Origin of the sequence: Diaminobutyricimonas sp. LJ205 (assembly GCF_009755725.1) — a bacterium.
Lineage (GTDB): Bacteria > Actinomycetota > Actinomycetes > Actinomycetales > Microbacteriaceae > Ruicaihuangia.
Genome location: NZ_CP046619.1, coordinates 167494 through 186371 on the forward strand (window position 1 = coordinate 167494; position 18878 = coordinate 186371).

The window sequence follows — 18878 nt, forward strand, 5'->3', positions numbered from 1 at the left end:
GTGACAACGACTGGAACGGATGCCGCAGCGCAGGGCGTCACGCCCGTGCTCAGCATCCGCGATCTCACCATCGGCATCGGGAGACGAAAGGCGTTGAAGCCGATCGTCACCGGTATCAGCCTCGAATTGACGCCCGGTCGCATCCAGGGGCTGGCCGGCGAGTCAGGTTCGGGCAAGACCGTCTCTTCGCTCGCGGTCCTCGGGCTGCTTCCCGCGAATGCCGTCGTCGGCGGCTCGATCAAGCTGGCCGGCAGCGACTCGGGTGCCCGAGGCGCCACCGAGCTCATCGGCATGGGCAGGCGCCAGCTGAACGCGATCAGGGGCAACCGCATCGCGATGATCTTCCAGGACCCGTCGTCGAGCCTGCACCCGCAGCTCACGATCGGTTCTCAGCTGACCGACCACGTTCGCAAGCACCTGAAGTTCAGCAAGGCCGAGGCACGCGTGCACGCGCTTGGGCTGCTGGAGCGCGTGCGGGTGCCGAACCCCGAAGACGCCCTCGGGCGCTACCCGCACCAGTTCTCCGGTGGCCAGCGGCAGCGCATTGCCATCGCGATCGCCTTGGCCTGCGACCCTGTCGTGCTGTTGGCCGACGAGCCGACGACGGCGCTGGATGTCACGGTGCAGGCCGGCATCCTGCACCTGCTGCGCGACCTCGCTGACGAGCGTCAGCTCGCCGTGCTCCTGGTGACGCACGACCTCGGCGTGATGAGCGCGATCGCCGACGACGTGGCGGTCATGCGCCACGGGGCCATCGTCGAGTCGGGCACCAGGCAGCAGATCTTCGGCGATCCGCAACACGAGTACACCCGTGAGCTGCTGGCCTCGTTGCCGAGCGCACCGACGCCCGGACCGACTGAGCCGGTGATCGCGCCCCCGCGCGAGCTTTCGATAGAGGACATGGTATGAGCGCACTGCTGAGTGTCAGCGACCTGGTCATCGAGTATCACGGCACTTCGGTGGTGCGTGCCGTCGACGGCGTCTCACTGTCGATCGCCCCCGGCGAGGTGCTGGCGCTCGTCGGCGAGAGCGGATGCGGCAAGTCGAGCCTCGCCCGTGCCGTCGTCGGCATGGAGAAGCCCCGTTCCGGCGCGGTGCGCTACCGCGACAGCACCGTTCCGCTGCTCGGGGTGCGTCGGCGTGAGAAGCGCTTCACCTCGATCCAGATGGTTTTCCAGGACCCGAACTCCTCGCTCAACCCGCGCATCCGGGTCGGCACGCAGATCTCGGAGGGCATCAAGGCGGCGCTCGCGCGCGGCGAGTCCGGTTCCTCGCCCGAGGAGTGGCTGGAGCGGGTCGGCCTGCCGACGGCGATGGTCACGCGTTATCCGCACGAGCTCTCCGGCGGCCAGCGGCAGCGGGTGGCCATCGCCAGGGCGCTTGCCGCCAGGCCCGACCTGCTGGTGGCCGACGAGCCGATCTCAGCGCTGGACGCGTCGAGCCAGGCATCCGTCGCCGACATGATGCGCCGGCTCGCTCTGGACGCCGGCGCCGGGCTGCTGTTCATCTCGCACGACCTCGCGATCGTTCGACTGATTGCCGACCGCACCGTGGTGATGTACCGCGGCAAGGTTGTCGAATCCGGCGTCACCGAGCGCGTCTGGAACGACCCGGTGCATCCGTACACCCGGGCGCTGCTCGGGGCGATACCCGAGCCCGACGGGCTGGGCGTCCTGCCCGCTGCGCCGGCCGCCGAGGCTCCCGCCGAGTGGCGCAGCGAGCTGCCGGCCGCGCTTGACCGCGTCTGATTGGCGGCTCACCTGACCAGACAGAATGGTGAGGTGGGCAAGAAGCGGGATCAGGAGTACGCGGAGTTCGAGAAGACCATTCGGTTCCTCGGCCGGATGCAGGGGACTGGTGTGGCGCTGGTGCTGATCGGGTTCGTCCCAGCCATGTTCGGGATCCCGCAGCAGTGGCCAGAGTCGACCCAGAACGTGCTCTTTCTTACTCTCGTCGGCGGCGTGATCGTGATCCTCGCCGCGGGATTCGGCAAGTGGTCCCAGGGCGTGAAGTACCCCGCGTTCAAGAATCGTTTTCGCCGAGCGCGGCAGACCGCGTCCAGGTCGGCCAGTGACGGCAGCAGTGACGGCTCCGGCTGGTGGCACAGCGGGGGAGACAGCGGTGGCGACGGCGGCGGTGGCGGCGACTGAGGGTCTGGCGCTCAGCGGTCAGGATGCCGGCCAGCCACAGTGCGCGGCCACGAAGTCGTACAGCTGACCCCTCACGTCGTCGGAGACCGGCACGTACATCAGGCCCTGGCCGTCGCCCAGGTTGAGCTCGACCGGGAACAGCGTGCCGCGCTTGTCCTCCGCGACCGCGTGCGGGTCGCAGCGCGTGGGCACGATGTCCAGCGTGATCGTGCGGGCGTCGGTCAGCTCGGTGTCGAACGGCCACGTCGAGGCGCCGCTCGACGGGTAGAGCAGGTTCGTTCCGCGCACGGCGAGCAGGGTGACGGGCTGGGTCGGTTCGAAGTCCAGGTCGAGCAGGGCCACCAGTTCCCCATCCCGGGTCTCGGTGCGGATCGCTGCTGCCGGTGTGATCGTGACGCGCTCGGCCACCCTGAGGTCGAAGCAGTCCTGGCGGAGCACCGAGGCGAGCACATCCAGCTCGTCGGCCGGGGTGACGTGCATGATCATGGCCTCGGGCGACTCGAGCGTCAGCGCGACCGTGACCGCGGCGCCCGAGTCGTCGCAATCCGGCGCGGGAAGGATTACCGGCAGGTCCCGTGCCCCGCCCGCGGGCACTCTCGAGCTGCCGCCCGACCACCGAGCAGGCTCGGACAGGCCGTCTGACTCGAGGGAAGCGGCACCGATCGTGATCTCGCTGTCCCCGTCGTTCACCACCCGCAGCTGCAGGCGCCGGTCGGTGACGTCTGAGCGGAACTGGGCGAGCTGCACGCTCACGCCATCGGCGGGGTTGTCGACGACGGCGGTGGTGCAGCCCGTCAATGCGAGCGGCAGAACGAGCGGGCAGGCGAGCAGCGCGACCAGGCGTGCCCGCGGCATCCGTCAGCCCTCGCCGGCGATGCGCAGCTTGGTGCAGAGCGCGGTGAGCTGGAGCAGCTCGTCGTCGGTCAGCGCGCCACCGACGCGTCTGTTGATGGAGGCGGCGTGGCCGAGCGCCACTCGGTGGAACAGGTCATAGCCGTCGTCGGTGAGCGCCACGATGATGCCGCGGCCGTCGCCCGGGTCGGAGGCCTTGGTGACCAGCCCACGGCTGACGAGACGGTCGATCAGCCGGCTGACGCTTGGCTGCGTGAGCAGCAACACCCGGTTGAGATCGCGGATGCGCGTCCTGCGGTCAGGCTGGCGCGAGAGGTTGTAGAGCACGTCGTACTCGTTGAGGGAGAGATCGGCGGGAAACTCGCTGTTCAACTCGCGCAGCACAACCACCTGGGCGCGGAACAGCGCTTCCCAGGCATCAACGGCGATCGCGGAGTGGTCACTCACGCGCCAAGTCTATACGTATGCAACGAGTGATGGAAAATCGAGATCCGCGGATCGAACTCGTCGAGATCTCGGCAGGCTCGATCCGCGGCCGCGGCGCTTAACGTGATTGAGGGCCGGTCGTTGAGGCTAACGACCGGCCCTCTCCCTTGCACCAAGAGTGTCCTGCAATCACATTCCGCGGTAGCTGCCACAGCAAACAACTAACGCTCTATGAATATATAACGGTCCGGTAACGGCGTCTAGTTACCGAACCGTTATTTTTCTGGAAGTTTCCTATGAGCGAGATCCGGGAACCCCGAACGGCTCAGAAGAAGTCGGGGCTCGGCGTGCTGGCGTACCGGATCGAGACATCCGCATGCCGGTCGAAACGGTATCCGGCGCCGCGGACGGTGCGCACGATGTCCTCGTAGGCGCCGAGCTTGGACCGCAGGCGGCGGACGTGCACGTCGATGGTGCGCTCGTTCGGAGCTTCGCCCTCGTCGCCGTCGCTCCAGAGCGCCTCGATCAGTTCGTGGCGTTCGATGGTGCGTCCCTCGCGCAGCACGAGGTACTGCAGCAGCTCGAACTCCTTGTAGGTGAGCGGGGCGGTTTCGCCGTCGAGCACGACGCGCTTGCGGGACAGGTCGACGATGACGCCCTCGGCGGGCTTCTCGGCGGCCTCCGGTTCGGTCGCCTGGCGGCGCTTCGCCAGCGCTGCGGGATCCTGCAGGGCCAAGCGCACCACGTCCACGTCGCGTCCACCGGCACCCTCCGGCGCGAGGGCGACGGCAGCGTGGGTCTCGGCGTCCGGAGCGAGGGCAGCGGTGAGCTTCTTCAGTGCGTCGACGATGGCGCCGAGGTCGGTGCCGGCAGCGGCAGCCTTCGCCTCATCGAGTCCGACATAGAGAACGAATCCGCGGGCTTCGGTGCCTTCGGGAACGGCGCGCAGGCGCGGCGCAGCGGTCTGCGGCGCAGTCGGCCGGGGTGCGGGCGCGGCAGTCTGGGCCGGCGCGGCCTGGACGGCGGGGGAGTAGGAGGGACGGGCGAGGTCAAGTGCGAGAGTCATTACAGCGTTCCTTCAAAAGAAAGAGGAGGTGAAGGCCTCGTAATGAAGAGGGGAATTGCCTTCGGTGTTTTCGAGCGGTGCGGGGCGCGTCCTGTTATGAGAGGAACGAGCCCGGGAGTTCAGCCCACGCGATGGGTGGTGGAACTCGGCGATGGCGGCCTTTAGGCACACATTCGACAACACATGACATTGTTCGCGGGCATCATGATGCCAGCAGTCCCGTGAGCCTCAACCGAGGTCAGGGTGCGAACGTTGTCAGTCATGCGTGCAAGTTTCTTGCACGCACGCGGGAAAAGTCAAATCAGACGAGGCCGTAGAGGCGATCTCCGGCGTCGCCGAGGCCGGGCACGATGTACCCGTGCTCGTTCAGGCGCTCATCCAGCGCGCCGAGCACGATGGTGACCTCGCGGCCCTGCGTCGCGGCATCCACAGCGGCGAGCCCTTCTGGGGTGCCGAGCAGGCACACGGCCGTGACATCCACCGCCCCGCGCGCGAACAGATAGTCGATCGCCGCGATCAGCGAGCCGCCGGTGGCGAGCATCGGGTCGATCACGAAGCACTGCCGGTTCGACAGGTCGTCGGGCAGTCGCTCGGCGTAGGTCACCGGCTGCAAGGTCTCTTCATCGCGCACCAGGCCGAGGAAACCGACCTCCGCGGTCGGCAGCAGCCGGGTCATTCCTTCGAGCATGCCGAGCCCGGCACGGAGGATCGGCACGACCAGCGGCCGCGGCGAGGCGATCTGCACCCCGGTGGTCGGGGCGACCGGGGTTTCGATGTCGACCGGGGCGACGCGCACATTGCGGGTGGCCTCGTAGGCGAGCAGGGTGACCAGCTCCTCGGTCAACTGCCGGAAAGTCGGCGATGGGGTGCGCTTGTCACGCAGCACCGTCAGCTTGTGGGTGACGAGAGGGTGGTCGGCTACGTGCACTCGCATAGGCTCAAGGCTAGTGGAGGTGCTGGTGGGGCGATACGACGAGTGGATGCTCGAGGCGGTCGCCGAGGCGCGTGCCGCACTGGCGACGGGGGACGTTCCCGTCGCCGCGTTTGTGCTCGACGGCGAGGGGCGCCGTATCGGCGTCGGCCGCAATGAACGTGAACTTCTGCAGGACCCGACCGCGCACGCCGAGGTCGTCGCGATCCGGCAGGCCGCGGCATCCGTCGGCGACTGGCACCTGACCGATGCCACCCTGGTCGTCACCCTCGAGCCGTGCGTGATGTGCGCCGGCGCGATCCTGTCCGCGCGGATCCCGCGGGTGGTCTTCGGTGCGTGGGACGAGAAGGCCGGCGCGGTCGGCAGCGTGCACGACCTGCTGCGTGACCGCCGCCTGCCGCACCGGGTTGAGGTGATCGCGGGCGTTCAGGCCGAGGCCTGCGCCGAACTGCTCGTCGAATTCTTCGAGCAGCGCCGCTGATCAGTCGAACAGCTCGCTGAGCCAGTTTTCCTTCTTGCGCTTGCCGTAAGGCTGGCCGTACGAGCGGTCGCCGTAGCCGCGCTGGTTCCCGCGGTTGTCGAAGCCGGGGGCCGGCCGCGACGGAGCCGCCGGCATGCCGGCGCGTTCGATGATCTTGTCGAGTTCTCCGCGGTCGAGCCAGACGCCGCGACACTGCGGGCAGTAGTCGATCTCGACGCCCGAGCGCTCCGACATGGTCAGGGTGAGCCGTCAATGGGGCACTGCATATTGAGGAACCTTTCGTCGCCTTGACGCTATTGCGGCAAGGTTGGAGGAATCTGACGGTCAGTCGGCCGCGCGGATCACAATCGCATCCGTGGACGGATGCTCGTCGGGGTTGCCACGGTACACGTCGGGCTCGATGTAAATCACACGGGCCACCGGGACGGCCGCGCGGATGGTCTTCTCCACCTCGTCGATCGCTGCCGCGACCTGGCCAAGTTTGTCGGTGCGCGGGAACGCGATCTTCGCGGCCACCAGCAGCTCGTCCGGCCCGAGGTAGAGCGTCTTCATGTGGATGAGGGCCTCGACCGAGGAGTGCCCGTTGATCGCGTCGCGGATGCGGTTGACGTCGTCGGGACGGGCGCCTTCGCCGACCACCAGGCTCTGCGTTTCGACGCCGAGCACGAGTGCGACGACGATGAGGAGTGCACCGATCGCGAGGGTGCCGAGAGCGTCGAACAGCGGGTTTCCGGTGAGGATGGTCAGCCCGACGCCGATCAGCGCGAAGACCAGGCCGAGCAGGGCGGCGATGTCCTCGAGCAGCACGACGGGCAGCTCGGGCGACTTGGCGTGCCGCACGAATTCGGTCCAGCTGCCCTTGCCCTTGTGCGGCAGCGACTCCTTGACCGCGGTGCGCAGCGAGAACGACTCGAGCACGATCGCGATGACCAGGACGAGCACCGGCAACCAAGGCACTTCAAGCTCGTGCGGGTGGGTGAGCTTGTCGATGCCCTCGTAGATCGAGAACATGCCACCGACGCTGAACAGCACGATCGACACCACGAACGCCCACAGGTAGCGTTCGCGGCCGTACCCGAAGGGATGCTCGGCATCGGCCTGTTTCTTCGCGCGCCGGCCGCCGAGCAGCAGCAGCAGCTGGTTGCCGGCATCCGCGACCGAGTGCACCGACTCGGCGAGCATTGAACTGGATCCCGAGAACGCCCAGGCGATGAACTTCGTGATTGCGATTCCGGTGTTCGCGAGTAGTGCCGCGATGACTGCCTTAGTTCCGCCGCTAGCGCTCATAACCCTCATCTTAGAATGGCGCGATGAGCGTCGAACTGCCTGCCATTGCCATCCTTGGAACCGGTTCGATGGGAGGCGCCATCCTGTCCGGGCTGTTGAAACCCGGCGTGAACGTGAGTGGCGGCATCCGCGTCACCAATCGCACCGCGGTCAAAGCGGATGCACTGCGATCAGATGCGGTGACCAGCTACGCCACCGAGGTGGAACCCAGGGCGAACCATCTCGCGGTCGCCGGCGCGAAGCTCGTGGTGCTCGGCGTCAAGCCGGGCATGGTGCCCGACCTGCTACGCGAGGTGGGTCCGTCGCTCGATGCAGGAGCCGTCGTGGTCAGTGTCGCGGCCGGTGTGCCCATCGCCGCGATGGAGGCAATCGTGCCTGGCGCCGTGCTGCGGGCGATGCCGAACACGCCCGCGGTCGTCGGGCGCGCGGTCACCGGGTTGGCGGCGGGAACCAGGTCGACGGATGCCGAGCTCGACCTTGCCCGGACCTTGTTCGAGACCGTGGGATCAGTGCTGGTCGTGCCCGAGGAGCAGATCGACGCGTTGGGCACGATCTCGGGATCGGGTCCGGCCTACGTGTTCTACCTGATCGAGCAGCTCACGAAGACGGCGGTCGACCTTGGCTTCACGGCCGAGCAGGCCGCGACCATGGTGGGGGACACCTTCCTCGGCGCCGCCGAGCTGCTGCGGCACACCGGGGAGGACCCGGCCGAGTTGCGCCGCCGGGTGACCAGTCCGAAGGGCACCACCGAGCGGGCCGTCGCCGTGCTCGAGCAGGGCGGCCTCAAGGAGCTGTTCGACCGGGCCACTGCCGCCGCCCTCGCCCGGACGAAGGAACTGGCCGCCGAGGCTGGGTAGCCGCTGGTTGGGGAGCTCTACGCCTGCAGGGTGGCGAACTTCTCGATGTCGCCGCTGCGGCCGGACACGATGATCAGGTCGTGGCTGGAGACCACAGTCTCCGGCGTCGCATAGGTGAATTCCTTGCCGGGAGACTTCACGCCGACGACGCTGATGCCGTACTTCTTGCGCACCTGCGACTCGGCCAGTGACAGGCCGCGCACGTTCTTCGGCGGGTACATCTTGACCAGGGCGAACTCATCATCGAACTCGATGAAGTCCAGCATCCGGCCGGACACCAGGTGCGCCACGCGCTCGCCGGCTTCGGCTTCGGGGTAGATGACGTGGTTCGCGCCGATCCGGGCGAGGATCTTGCCGTGCGACTGGCTGATCGCCTTGGCCCAGATCTGCGGGATCTTGAGATCGACGAGGTTCGCGGTGATCAGCACGCTCGCCTCGATCGCCGAGGCGGTCGCGACGACCGCGATCGAGAAGTCCTGAGCGCCGATCTGCCGGAGCGCGTCAATGCTTCTGGCATCGGCCTGCACCGCGTGGGTGACCCGCTCCGACCACTTCTGCACAAGCGCGGCATCCGCGTCAACGGCCAGCACCTCGCGGCCGAGCCGGTCAAGCTGACCAGCGGTTGCGGCGCCGAACCGGCCGAGGCCGATCACCAGCACGGGCGCGTCGTGCGCGATTCTCTCAACCAACGATGGGCCTTTCTTCGGCTCGGGTGAACAACTGACGGCGCTGGCTCGCGGCAAGCGCTGCGGCGAGGGTCACTGTACCAACGCGGCCCGCCCACATCGTCGCGGCAAGAATGAGCTGCGCGCTGTCGGGTGCTTCTGCGGTGAAGCCAGTCGACAGGCCGCAGGTGGCGAACGCCGAGATGACATCGAACAGCACGAAATCGAGGCGCTCGCCGGTGATGTGCATGAGCGCAATCGACGCGCTGGCCACGATGGTCGCCCCCCACAGGACGACGCTCACCGACAGCCGCAGCACGTCGACCGGAATCCGCCGTTCGAATGCCTGCATGTCGCGGTCGCCACGGGCTTCCGCCAGCGCGGCGAGGAACAGCACCGCCAGGGTGGTCACCTTGATGCCACCTGCCGTGGACGCCGAGCCGCCGCCGACGAACATCAGCATGTCCGTCACCAGCAGCGTGGAGCCGTTCATTTCCGCAATATCGATGGTCGCGAATCCGCCCGATCTGGTCATGATCGACATGAACACCGCGGTCATCGGAGCCGCGGCGCCGTCGTGCTGCCCAAGCGTGGCCGCGTTGTTGAACTCGAGTACCCAGATCGCGATGGCGCCCAGGAACATCAGCGCGATCGTCGTGACCAGGGTGAGCTTGACGTGCAGTGACCAGCGCCGCGGGTTCCGCCAGCCGCGCGCCAGCGCGAAGATCACCGGGAAGCCGATGGCACCGAGAAAGACGCCGATCGCGATCGCGGTCAGCATCCACGGATCGGTCGCGTACGGCGCGATGCCCTCGGGCGTGGGCATGAAGCCCGTGTTGGTGAACGCCGACGTGGCGATGTAGAAGCCCTCCCAGAGAGCCGTCCACGGATCCGCGCCCGCCACCATCAGACGGGGTGCGATCAAAAGGGTGACTCCGGCTTCGATGATCAACGCGCTCACCGCGACGGTGGCCAGCAGGCTGCCGATATCGCCGAGGCGGATTGCCTGGGACTCGACGACTGGCCCGTGATGGATGCGCAGCGGGTTGCTGTCGCTCGCTGCCATCAATTTCTGCCGCAGCCCGAGTCGGCGCGAGACCACCAGGCCCATGATGCTCGCCAGCGTCAGCACGCCGATGCCGCCGATGTTCATGCCGAGCAGGATGACGACGTTGCCGAAGCCCGACCAGTGCGTGCCCATGTCCACGGTGGACAGGCCGGTCACGCAAATCGTTGACACGGCGGTGAAGAGAGCGTCGGTGAGCGGAGTGGCGCTGCGATCCCTGGTCGCGATCGGCAGCGACAGCAGCACCGTCCAGATCAGGATCAAGGAGGTGAAGACGAGGATCGCGAACCGGGACGGCGAAGATTCGGTGATTCGGTCGACGACGTCGCGCAGACGCCCGAGCGCGGTGCGGGGTTCACCGCGGGTAAACCCCCGACGGTCTACGCTCGCGCGCATGGTTCAACCCCCAACTATTGGTGACAGCGTGTCATGGTACTCCTCGTGGGTGCTGGCTACCCTGTTGGGATGGCCGACATCTTCGACGTGGTTGCCGACGCGACTAGACGTGATCTTCTGCAAGCCCTCCGCGAGCGTTACACCTCGCCCGACTCGGCGACCGGAGAGATCAGCGTTGGCGAACTCGTGGAGCGACTGGGGGTCAGTCAGCCGACCGTCTCCAAGCACCTGAAGGTGCTCCGCGAGCACGGCATGGTCACCGTCCGGGACCACGGTCAGCACCGGTACTACCGGCTGGAAGTCTCACCGCTCGAGGAACTCGAGGACTGGCTCATCCCGTTCCTCAGCGCCGATTGGGATGGCAACGCTTCGGCCGCCTACGCAGCCTGGGCCGGCACCGAAGTGGGCAGCAATATCGGCCGGGTCACGGCGGACGGTCTGCACCAGGCGCGGACCGCGATTCACGACGCTCAGGAGCAGGTCAGCAGGCGTATTCCCTGGCTGAAGAAGAAGCCCACAGGGGAGTAGACGACGAGTCACTCCAGCCCCTATTGTTGCGATCAGACACTCCAGTCACACCCGTAACGAGTGTTCCAAACAGCAAAGGGAAGACGATGGCGCGTGATCTCTCCGAGGTGCGGTTCCTCACCGTTGCGGAGGTCGCAGAGATGATGCGGGTCTCGAACATGACGGTGTACCGCATGGTGCACTCGGGCGAACTGCCCGCGATCCGTTTTGGGCGGTCCTTCCGCATCCCGGAGTCGGCCGTTGAACACCTGATCCAGCAGCCGCTCACCGACGTCGGCTGAACCGCGTTCGCTCATTCCAGCTGGGCGCGGTAGACTGCCCCGGTACATTTTCCGCGGTTCTGAACGGACCCGGTGTCTTGTTCAGAAATCAGTGAGGTCCTTATGGGTTCCGTAATTAAGAAGCGCCGCAAGCGTATGGCGAAGAAGAAGCACCGCAAGCTGCTTCGTAAGACGCGCCACCAGCGTCGCAACAAGAAGTAGCAGCCAACTGCTGAGCGCCAGCCCCTCGGGGTTGGCGCTTTTTCTTTGCCTACCGGCTCTGGCTGCCGGCTCTGCCTACCGGCGCTTTGGCTTGACCCGCACGGCCCGGGCTTCGCGCCGAACCCGGCGGCGGGCTTCCCGGATGCTCGACGGTTTCAGCTCGAGCACCGGCCAGCTGCGCGCCTTCGCGTACCGGGCGAGGCTCGCATCCGGGTTCACCACGACCCGGTTGCCGACCAAATTCAGCAGCGGGATGTCGTTGCGGGAGTCGCTGTACGCCCAGCAGTCCATCAGCCGCGCACGCTTGCGGCGCGCCAGTTCTTCGGCGACGACCGCCTTGCGCTCGCCGTGCAGCACCGGACCCTCCAGGTTGCCGGTGTAGATGCCGTCCACCGATTCGATCCGGGTTCCCAGCGCGCCGGTCAGCCCGAGCTCCTGCGCGATGACCTGTGCCACGATCTCCGGCGTCGCGCTGATCAGCCAGACTTCGTGACCCTTGGCCAGGTGCTCCTTGGCGAGTTGCACGGTTTCGGGCCACAGCCGGTGCGACAGGTCTCGCTCGTAGATCTCTTCGGCGAGGCTGCGCAGTGTCGGCTCGGAGTGCCCGCCGATCAATTCGAGCGCGCGGTCCTTGATGGTGGAGAGGTGCCGCTTGTTCTCGCCGACGGCGACGAACCGGGCCTGATGCCAGGCGAACATCATGATGTCGCGCACGGTGACGAAGCCGCGGCGGAAGGCCCGCTTCCCCAAGTGGTAGATGCTTGCGCCTCGCATGAGCGTGTTGTCCACGTCGAAGAACGCGATGATCGGGCTATCGCTCGGGGGCGTCGCGTCAGACATCGGGCACCATCGTAGTCGGCGCCTAGGCTGGGAGCGTGCCCCCCACTCGTCTCACTCTCGTCGGCAAGCCCGGCTGCCATCTCTGCGATGATGCGCGTGCCGTGGTGCAGTCCGTACTGACCGACTTCGACGACGTTGCGTTCGAGGAACTGTCGATCCTCGAGCACGAGGATCTGCACGCGAAGTACGTGGAAGAGATTCCCGTCGTGCTGATCAACGACAAGGTGCACAACATCTGGCGGGTCAACCCCGACCGTCTGCGCAAGGCTTTGGAGGAAGCATCCGAATGATCCGTCACGTCGTCACCTGGAAACTCAATGGGGCGGACGCCTCGACCCGCGCCGCGCAGGCCACCGAGATCGCCGACGCGTTGAACGCGCTCGACGGCGTCGTGCCGCAGATCCGCGCGATCAAGGTGGGCGCGGATGTGCTCGGCAACGGCAACTGGGAAGTTGCACTGGTCGCCGACTTCGACTCACTTGACGACCTCGGCGGATACCAGGAGCACCCCGCGCACCAGGCGCTGCTGCCGATGATCCGCGGGCACGTCGCCGAGCGCAGCTGCGTCGACTTCGAGGTCTAGTCACGCCCTCCAGCTGATTGAGGAGCGCCGCGAGCGTAGCGAGTGACGCGTCTCGAAATCTGTTACTCGGATAGGTGATTTCGAGACGCGTGCGACTTCGTCGCGCGCTCCTCAATCACCGGGGGAAGTGCGTCCTAGGGCAGCAGGCGGTTCGGCCCGCGGAACAGGTAAGTCACCTCGCGGATCGAGCCCAGGCCGAGCATGAGCATGATCACGCGGGCGAGGCCCATGCCGAAGCCACCGTGCGGCGGCACCCCGTAGCGGAAGAAGTCCAGGTAGAAGCCGAGCTCCTCGGGGTCCATCCCCTTGTCCTTCGCCTGCGCGACGAGCGTGTCGATGCGGTGCTCGCGCTGGGCGCCGGTGGAGATCTCCACGCCGTGGTAGATCAGGTCGTAGCTGTTGGTGAGCGACGGGTCGCCCTCGTGCCGCATGTGGTAGAACGGCCGGATGCTCGAGGCGTAGTCGGTCAGGAAGACGAAGTCGTGACCGTAGGTCTCCTTGGCCCAGGCCGCGATCTGCCGCTCGCCCTCGGGGTCCATGTCGTCGTCGTGGCGGGGAATCTCGTAACCGCGCTCGGCGACGACGCGCTTCGCCTCGGCGAGCGGGATCCGCGGGAACGGCCGGCTGGGAACCTCGAGGGTGACGTCGAACAGCGACTCGATCTCGGCGCCGTGCTTCTCCTTGACTGCGGTGATGCCGGCGACCATGAGCTCCTCGTGCAGCTCCATGACGTCCTCGTGCGACGAGATCCAGCTGATCTCGCTGTCGATCGAGGTGAACTCGGTGGAGTGCCGCGAGGTGAACGACGGGTCGGCGCGGAACGCTGGGCCGATCTCGAAGACCTTGCCGAAGCCGGCTGGCTGGGCCATCTGCTTGAAGAACTGCGGGCTCTGCGCGAGGTAAGCGGTGGTGTCGAAGTACTCGACCTCGAACAGTTCAGCGCGCGACTCCGACGCCGAGGCCATCAGCTTCGGGGTGTGGATCTCGATGAAGTCGTTGTCGATCCAGTACTGCCGCAGCGCGTGCTCGAACGTGGTCTGGATGCGGAAGATCAGGTTCTGCTTGGGGTGACGCAGGTCGAGGAAGCGCCAGTCCATGCGCTTGTCGATCGCGGTGTCATCGGCGATCGGCGTTTCGGGGATCGCCCGGCTGGCGACATCCAGCGTGCCGATCTTCACCTCGATGCCGCCCAGCTTGACCCGCTCATCGTGCTTCAGCTCACCGCTGATGCTAATGAAGCTGCCCTCGCTGAGACCCGAGATCGTCTCGGTCAGGTCGAGGCGGGCCTCGGATGCCGCATCCTCAGGGTCGATCTCACGAGTTGCCGGGTTGACCAGCTGAACCGCGCCCGACTCGTCGCGCAGCACGATGAACTGCACCTTCTTCTGATCACGCACCGTGTCCACCCATCCAGAGACAGTCACGGGGCCGTCGGCGAGGGCGGCAAGGTTCTTGATCAGGGTGCGTTCAGTCACGGCAACCGAGTCTAGCTGCCGCTCTTACACTGGACAGGTGGTAGCGAGGCAGATCCATCTCGTCCGGCACGGCGAGGTTCACAATCCCGAGGGCGTTCTTTATGGACGCATCCCCGGCTATCACCTGTCGGAACTCGGACACCGGATGGCGGCCAATGCCGCGGAGGCCCTCGACGGCCGTCCGATCACCACGCTGTACGCGAGCCCGCTGCAGCGCGCGCAGGAATCGGCCGCTCCCTGGGCGAAGAAGTTCGGCCTCGACATCCAGACCGACGACCGGCTGATCGAGCCGACGAACAAGTTCGAGGGCAAGAAGTTCGAGTTCGGCCCGCAGGTGCTCACCCGGCCGGAGTCCTGGCCGTGGATCACCAACCCGTTCAAGCCGAGCTGGGGTGAACCGTTCGTCTCGATCGCCGCCCGCATGCTCGCCGCGGTGGAGGACGCCTGGCAGGCGACCGAGGACGGCGGCGAAGCGGTGCTGGTCAGCCACCAGTTGCCGATCTGGATGGTGCACCGCAGCGTGACCGACAAGAAGCTCTACCACGACCCCCGCCGTCGACGCTGCAACCTGTCGAGCATTACCACGCTCACGCGACAGGGCACAGTGTTCGCTGAGGTGAACTATCAGGATCCTGCACGAGACTTGCTCGCAGCATCCGTCGACTTTGGAGCCGTGTGAGACGCCGTCTTCTTCCCGCCGCCCTCGCGGTCGCCGCCGCGACCCTGCTCGCCGGGTGCACGACCGATCCGCTGGCCGCGTCGTACCGGGACGGCACCACCGAGAACTACGTCTCGGGTGACGGAACGATCACCGAGATCCCCGTCGCTGAACGCGGTGAACCGGTTGATTTCGAGGGCGAGACCGATGCCGGCGAAACCGTCTCCAGCGCCGACTACGCGGAGGAGATCCTCGTGGTGAACTTCTGGTACGCCGAGTGCCCGCCCTGCCGGGTGGAGGCCCCCGACCTGCAGGACGTCTACGAGGAATTCAAGCCTGAAGGGGTCGAGTTCCTGGGCGTCAACCTCTACAACGGCGCCGAAGGTTCGCTGGCATTCGCCCGCACCTACGGCATCACCTACCCGTCGATCATCGAGGCGGGATCGGAGACCCCGGTGCTGCTGGCATTCGCCGGCAAGGTGTCGCCCAAGGCGGTGCCCACCACCCTGGTGCTCGACCGCGAGGGACGCGTGGCCGCCAGGATCAACGGCCTCGTCGACCCGTCCGTGCTCTCCACCCTGGTCAGCGACACGCTCGCCGAGGACGCGTAGGTGGGCCCCGCTGACATCGTCGCGAATGGCAGCATGCTTCTCGCGCTGCCGCTCGCGCTGCTGGCCGGGCTGATCGCCTTCGTGTCGCCGTGCGTGCTGCCGCTGGTGCCCGGGTACCTGGCGTATGTCAGCGGGATCACGGATGCCCGTGACATCCGCCGCGGCCGGATGGTGCTCGGCGCGGCGTTGTTCGTGCTCGGTTTCAGTGTCGTCTTCCTCGGCTTCTTCATCCTGATCTCCACGGTCGGCACCTTCATGGCCGTCTACGAGGACCTGCTGATGAGGATCGCCGGCGCCATCGTGATCGTGCTCGGGCTGGCTTTCATCGGGCAGGTCACCTTCCTGCAGCGCACCATCAAGCCCACCTGGCGCCCCACCGCAGGTCTTGCCGGCGCCCCGGTGCTCGGCGCCGTGTTCGCGGTGGGCTGGTCGCCATGCATGGGACCGGTGCTCGCAGCGGTGTCGACGCTGGCGCTCGGCGAAAGCCCGGGTCGGGCGGCGATCATCGGTGCCGTGTACTGCCTGGGCCTCGGCATCCCGTTCATGCTGGTCGCGCTCGGTCTGGACTGGGTGAGCGGCTCGGTGGCCTGGGTCAAGCGGCACGTGCGCACGATCAACATCGCCGGCGGCAGCCTGCTCATCCTGATGGGCCTCCTCATGGTCACCGGCGTGTGGCGACAGCTCATGCTCATGCTGCAGGGGGTGATCGATGGAACCGTTACGCCCCTCTGACCACGTCGACTCCGTCCCGACTGCGGAACCGATCACGCAGCCGAAGCTCGGCTTCGTCGGTTACGTCCGCTTCTTCTGGCGGCAGCTGACCAGCATGCGCACTGCGCTGATGCTGCTTCTGCTGCTTGCGCTGGGCGCCATCCCCGGGTCGCTCGTGCCGCAGCGCAGCTCCGACCCCAACGGCGTCGTGCAGTACAAGACCGACCACCCCGACCTGTTCCCGGTGCTGGATTGGTTCCAGCTGTTCGACGTCTACAGCTCGGCATGGTTCTCCGCGATTTACCTGCTGCTGTTCATCTCGCTGGTCGGCTGCATCATCCCGCGCACCAAGCACCACTGGCAGGCGCTCAAGGCGCGCCCGCCGAAGACCCCGGTGCGGCTGCAACGCCTCGCCGGATACACCGAAAACCACACCACCGTCGACCCCGAAACCGCCCTCGACGACGCACGCACCCTGCTCCGCAAACAGCGGTACCGGATCGAGCGCTACGGGACCTCGCTCTCGGCGGAGCGCGGCTACCTGCGGGAGACCGGCAACCTCGTCTTCCACGCGGCCATGGTCGGTCTGCTCTTCGCGGTCGGCATCGTCAGCGGCTTCGGCTACAACGGGCAGAAGGTCATCGTCGAGGGCCAGTCGTTCACGAACGTGCTCGCGAACTACGACTCGTTCAACCCCGGACGGTTCTTCAGCGAGTCCGAACTGGTGCCCTACTCGCTCACGCTGGACAGCTTCACCGCTGAATACGGCATCGACAACACCACCGGCGCCGCGGTGCCGCTGGATTACGCGGCATCCGTCACCGCCACCATCCGCGGCGAGGAGCCGCAGGAAAGCGTCGTGAAGGTCAACGAGCCGATGTCGGTCGGCAACAACGTGGCCTACCTGCTCGGCAACGGGTACGCGCCGATCATCACCGTGTACGACGGCAACGGCAACGTGGCCTTCTCGCAGGCGGTGCCGTTCCTGCCGCAGGACGGCAACCTGACCAGCGTCGGAGTGGTCAAGGTTCCGGATGCCTTGCCCGAGCAGCTCGGACTGGTTGGCTTCTTCTACCCCTGGGCCGCCGACGGGCATGGCGGCGCGCTCGCGTCGGCGCACCCGGAACCCGGGAACCCGCTGCTCACCCTGAACGTCTTCACCGGCGATCTCGGCCTGGACTCCGGCGTGCCCAAGTCCGTCTACGAGCTCAACACCGACGACATGACTCAGGTCGCCGGCGGGGAGACGGATGTCGCCGCCCTCGAACTGGCTCCGGGGGAGAGCGTCGACCTGCCGAACGGTCTCGGCAAGGTCGAGTTCACCGAACTGCGCCGCTTCGTCAGCCTCGACATCCACGACGACCCGTCGCAGGGGTGGGTTCTCGTGTTCGCGATCCTGATCCTCGCCGGGTTGGGTGCCGCGCTGTTCGTTCCGCGTCGTCGGCTCTGGGTCAAGGCGACCCAGGGTGCGGATGGCGCCACCCGCCTCGAATACGCGGGTCTCGCCCGCGGTGAGGACCCCACCCTGGATGCCGCCGTCGACGATTTCGCGCGGCAGCACACCGAAATACTGAAGCGTAGGATGCCCTCGTGAACGCTGCCCTAGATTCCTTCTCCATCGTTTTGGTGTACTCGGCGATGGCCGTGTACACGCTCGCGTTCGTCGCGTTCACGCTTGACCTCTCCCGCCGCTCGGCCGCGAAGCCCGCGGTCGCGGCAGCCACCGGCCAGCTCGCCGCTGCCGCGCAGAATCGCGCCTCGGTCGCGGTGCTTGAGAAGATCAAGCCCGCGGAGCCGCCGCGCGAGAAGGCGTCGCCGTCGCTGCGGGTCGGCATCGCACTCACGATCCTCGGCTTCGTGATCCACCTCGTCGCCACGGTGCTGCGCGGGCTTGCCGCCGGCCGGGTGCCGTGGGCGAACATGTACGAGTTCTCGCTGACGATGACGCTGATCATCACCGCGGTGTTCCTCGCCACCCTCCTGAAGGAGGACCTGCGCTTCCTGGGCACCTTCGTCGTCGGCCTGGTCCTGGTCATCCTCGGCGTCTCCACGGTCAGCTTCTACGTGGCCGTCATCCCGCTGCCGCCCGCGCTGCAGTCGTGGTGGCTGGTCATCCACGTCTTCGTCGCGTCACTGGCGACCGGATTCTTCGCGCTCGGCTTCGCGTTGTCGGTGGTGCAGCTCATGCAGAGCCACCGGGAGAGCCTGTCGGCCGAGCTGCAGCAGGTGAAGCTGCGCTTCCTGCGGTCGCTGCCCACGGCCGAGCGGCTCGAGAACCTGGCCTACCGGATCAACATCGTCGGCTTCGTGTTCTGGACCTTCACCCTGATCGCCGGCGCGGTCTGGGCCGAACGCGCCTGGGGCCGGTACTGGGGCTGGGACACCAAGGAAGTCTGGACCTTCATCATCTGGGTGCTCTACGCGGGCTACATCCACGCCCGTGCGACCCGCGGCTGGCGGGGCACCCGCTCGGCGTGGCTGGCCATCATCGGCTTCTCGGCGATCCTGTTCAACTACGGCGTGGTGAACCTGTTCTTCAAGGGGCTGCACGCGTACAGCGGGCTGTAAGCGATCGCCCTCCCCGCTGGTCGAGCCTGTCGAGACCTCCGGGTGGCCCGGAGCGCCCGACGGAGTCGGAGCTCGGGGTGGTCCGTAGCTGGATCCTTGAGTTGTCCGTAACCAAGGAGCCCCGGCGCCACGCCGTGCCGGTTGGCTTCGGGGCGCGGCGTTGCGCGGATCGTCCTCAGTTAGGGCCATCACCACGGCGATCGCGAGAATTTTCCGGGCCCTACGGCCCGCCGCCTTCGACTGCG

At 66.9% G+C, this 18878-nt stretch carries 25 protein-coding genes; 15 read left to right on the forward strand and 10 right to left on the reverse strand.

All coding sequences use genetic code 11. From position 1 onward, the window contains the following. Genes GO591_RS00835 through GO591_RS00845 form a run of 3 tightly spaced genes read left to right on the forward strand, consistent with a single transcriptional unit; the run spans nt 1 to nt 2150 of the window. Nucleotides 1-909 (forward strand): ABC transporter ATP-binding protein, encoded by a 909-nt coding sequence (locus GO591_RS00835; protein ID WP_198295513.1) that lies wholly within the window; start codon nt 1-3, stop codon nt 907-909. Continuing rightward, the gene (locus GO591_RS00840) at nt 906-1748 is read left to right on the forward strand and encodes an ABC transporter ATP-binding protein (RefSeq protein WP_157155073.1); all 843 of its coding nucleotides are present in this window, start codon (nt 906-908) and stop codon (nt 1746-1748) included. The genes GO591_RS00835 and GO591_RS00840 overlap by 4 nt, the downstream gene beginning before the upstream one ends. 33 nt (nt 1749-1781) lie before the next feature. Beyond that, nucleotides 1782-2150, forward strand: a complete 369-nt coding sequence (locus tag GO591_RS00845) for a hypothetical protein (protein WP_157155074.1) — start codon at nt 1782-1784, stop codon at nt 2148-2150. An 18-nt stretch (nt 2151-2168) separates the two neighbouring features. Here GO591_RS00845 and GO591_RS00850 read toward each other — a convergent pair whose 3' ends face one another. The 4 genes from GO591_RS00850 to upp all read right to left on the reverse strand — a co-directional run bounded on the left by GO591_RS00850 (nt 2169) and on the right by upp (nt 5428). Beyond that, nucleotides 2169-3005 carry a hypothetical protein gene (locus GO591_RS00850; RefSeq protein ID WP_157155075.1) on the reverse strand — a complete coding sequence of 279 codons (837 nt, stop codon included), beginning with the start codon at nt 3003-3005 and terminating at the stop codon, nt 2169-2171. A gap of 3 nt (nt 3006-3008) precedes the next feature. Continuing rightward, nucleotides 3009-3449, reverse strand: coding sequence for a MarR family winged helix-turn-helix transcriptional regulator (locus GO591_RS00855; protein ID WP_157155076.1), 441 nt, complete (start codon nt 3447-3449; stop codon nt 3009-3011). Nucleotides 3450-3753: 304 nt separating this feature from the next. Next, nucleotides 3754-4494: a winged helix-turn-helix domain-containing protein gene (locus tag GO591_RS00860; RefSeq protein WP_157155077.1), complete on the reverse strand. Its 741-nt coding sequence runs from the start codon at nt 4492-4494 to the stop codon at nt 3754-3756. 301 nt (nt 4495-4795) lie between these two features. Further along, nucleotides 4796-5428 (reverse strand): uracil phosphoribosyltransferase, encoded by a 633-nt coding sequence (gene upp / locus GO591_RS00865; protein WP_157155078.1) that lies wholly within the window; start codon nt 5426-5428, stop codon nt 4796-4798. 46 nt (nt 5429-5474) lie between these two features. Here upp and GO591_RS00870 point away from each other — a divergent pair, with 46 nt between their 5' ends. Next, entirely contained in the window at nt 5475-5906 is a 432-nt protein-coding gene (locus GO591_RS00870; RefSeq protein WP_157157710.1) for a nucleoside deaminase, read from the forward strand. On the opposite strand, the gene GO591_RS00875 is transcribed toward GO591_RS00870, so the two are convergent. Together GO591_RS00875 and GO591_RS00880 are read right to left on the reverse strand one after the other, a co-directional pair. Then, nucleotides 5907-6140 (reverse strand): TFIIB-type zinc ribbon-containing protein, encoded by a 234-nt coding sequence (locus GO591_RS00875; protein ID WP_157155079.1) that lies wholly within the window; start codon nt 6138-6140, stop codon nt 5907-5909. Nucleotides 6141-6230: 90 nt separating this feature from the next. Then, nucleotides 6231-7193 (reverse strand): cation diffusion facilitator family transporter, encoded by a 963-nt coding sequence (locus tag GO591_RS00880; RefSeq protein WP_157155080.1) that lies wholly within the window; start codon nt 7191-7193, stop codon nt 6231-6233. Nucleotides 7194-7216: 23 nt separating this feature from the next. On the opposite strand from GO591_RS00880, the gene proC reads away from it, so the two are divergent. Beyond that, nucleotides 7217-8050: a pyrroline-5-carboxylate reductase gene (gene proC / locus GO591_RS00885; RefSeq protein ID WP_157155081.1), complete on the forward strand. Its 834-nt coding sequence runs from the start codon at nt 7217-7219 to the stop codon at nt 8048-8050. Nucleotides 8051-8067: 17 nt separating this feature from the next. Here proC and GO591_RS00890 read toward each other — a convergent pair whose 3' ends face one another. After that, nucleotides 8068-8739 carry a potassium channel family protein gene (locus GO591_RS00890; RefSeq protein ID WP_157155082.1) on the reverse strand — a complete coding sequence of 224 codons (672 nt, stop codon included), beginning with the start codon at nt 8737-8739 and terminating at the stop codon, nt 8068-8070. Beyond that, nucleotides 8732-10177: a TrkH family potassium uptake protein gene (locus GO591_RS00895; RefSeq protein ID WP_157155083.1), complete on the reverse strand. Its 1446-nt coding sequence runs from the start codon at nt 10175-10177 to the stop codon at nt 8732-8734. Before GO591_RS00895 ends, GO591_RS00890 begins: the two co-directional genes overlap by 8 nt. A 69-nt stretch (nt 10178-10246) precedes the next feature. Here GO591_RS00895 and GO591_RS00900 point away from each other — a divergent pair, with 69 nt between their 5' ends. The 3 genes from GO591_RS00900 (at nt 10247) to GO591_RS00910 (ending at nt 11187) form a co-directional block, all read left to right on the forward strand. After that, on the forward strand, nt 10247-10705 hold the full coding sequence (locus tag GO591_RS00900) for an ArsR/SmtB family transcription factor (RefSeq protein ID WP_157155084.1): 459 nt from the start codon (nt 10247-10249) through the stop codon (nt 10703-10705). 86 nt (nt 10706-10791) lie between these two features. Continuing rightward, complete coding sequence (locus tag GO591_RS00905; RefSeq protein WP_157155085.1) at nt 10792-10986, forward strand: helix-turn-helix domain-containing protein; 195 nt, start codon at nt 10792-10794, stop codon at nt 10984-10986. Between the two features lie 102 nt (nt 10987-11088). After that, entirely contained in the window at nt 11089-11187 is a 99-nt protein-coding gene (locus tag GO591_RS00910; protein ID WP_003792170.1) for a 30S ribosomal protein bS22, read from the forward strand. Nucleotides 11188-11262: 75 nt separating this feature from the next. On the opposite strand, the gene GO591_RS00915 is transcribed toward GO591_RS00910, so the two are convergent. Then, on the reverse strand, nt 11263-12027 hold the full coding sequence (locus tag GO591_RS00915) for an HAD family hydrolase (protein ID WP_157155086.1): 765 nt from the start codon (nt 12025-12027) through the stop codon (nt 11263-11265). Nucleotides 12028-12062: 35 nt separating this feature from the next. On the opposite strand from GO591_RS00915, the gene GO591_RS00920 reads away from it, so the two are divergent. Together GO591_RS00920 and GO591_RS00925 are read left to right on the forward strand one after the other, a co-directional pair. Next, nucleotides 12063-12317: a glutaredoxin family protein gene (locus tag GO591_RS00920; RefSeq protein ID WP_157155087.1), complete on the forward strand. Its 255-nt coding sequence runs from the start codon at nt 12063-12065 to the stop codon at nt 12315-12317. Continuing rightward, nucleotides 12314-12610: a Dabb family protein gene (locus GO591_RS00925; RefSeq protein ID WP_157155088.1), complete on the forward strand. Its 297-nt coding sequence runs from the start codon at nt 12314-12316 to the stop codon at nt 12608-12610. Before GO591_RS00920 ends, GO591_RS00925 begins: the two co-directional genes overlap by 4 nt. Before the next feature lie 134 nt (nt 12611-12744). On the opposite strand, the gene aspS is transcribed toward GO591_RS00925, so the two are convergent. Continuing rightward, entirely contained in the window at nt 12745-14085 is a 1341-nt protein-coding gene (aspS, locus tag GO591_RS00930) for an aspartate--tRNA(Asn) ligase (RefSeq protein WP_167137235.1), read from the reverse strand. 37 nt (nt 14086-14122) lie between these two features. Here aspS and GO591_RS00935 point away from each other — a divergent pair, with 37 nt between their 5' ends. Genes GO591_RS00935 through ccsB form a run of 5 tightly spaced genes read left to right on the forward strand, consistent with a single transcriptional unit; the run spans nt 14123 to nt 18633 of the window. Continuing rightward, nucleotides 14123-14764, forward strand: coding sequence for a histidine phosphatase family protein (locus GO591_RS00935; RefSeq protein ID WP_157155089.1), 642 nt, complete (start codon nt 14123-14125; stop codon nt 14762-14764). After that, entirely contained in the window at nt 14761-15354 is a 594-nt protein-coding gene (locus GO591_RS00940; RefSeq protein WP_232466226.1) for a TlpA family protein disulfide reductase, read from the forward strand. Before GO591_RS00935 ends, GO591_RS00940 begins: the two co-directional genes overlap by 4 nt. Beyond that, nucleotides 15355-16086 (forward strand): cytochrome c biogenesis CcdA family protein, encoded by a 732-nt coding sequence (locus tag GO591_RS00945; RefSeq protein ID WP_370455315.1) that lies wholly within the window; start codon nt 15355-15357, stop codon nt 16084-16086. It abuts the gene before it with no gap. Beyond that, nucleotides 16064-17659: a cytochrome c biogenesis protein ResB gene (gene resB / locus GO591_RS00950; RefSeq protein WP_157155090.1), complete on the forward strand. Its 1596-nt coding sequence runs from the start codon at nt 16064-16066 to the stop codon at nt 17657-17659. The genes GO591_RS00945 and resB overlap by 23 nt, the downstream gene beginning before the upstream one ends. Further along, on the forward strand, nt 17656-18633 hold the full coding sequence (ccsB, locus tag GO591_RS00955; protein WP_473964363.1) for a c-type cytochrome biogenesis protein CcsB: 978 nt from the start codon (nt 17656-17658) through the stop codon (nt 18631-18633). Before resB ends, ccsB begins: the two co-directional genes overlap by 4 nt. Nucleotides 18634-18878 lie beyond the last annotated feature (245 nt).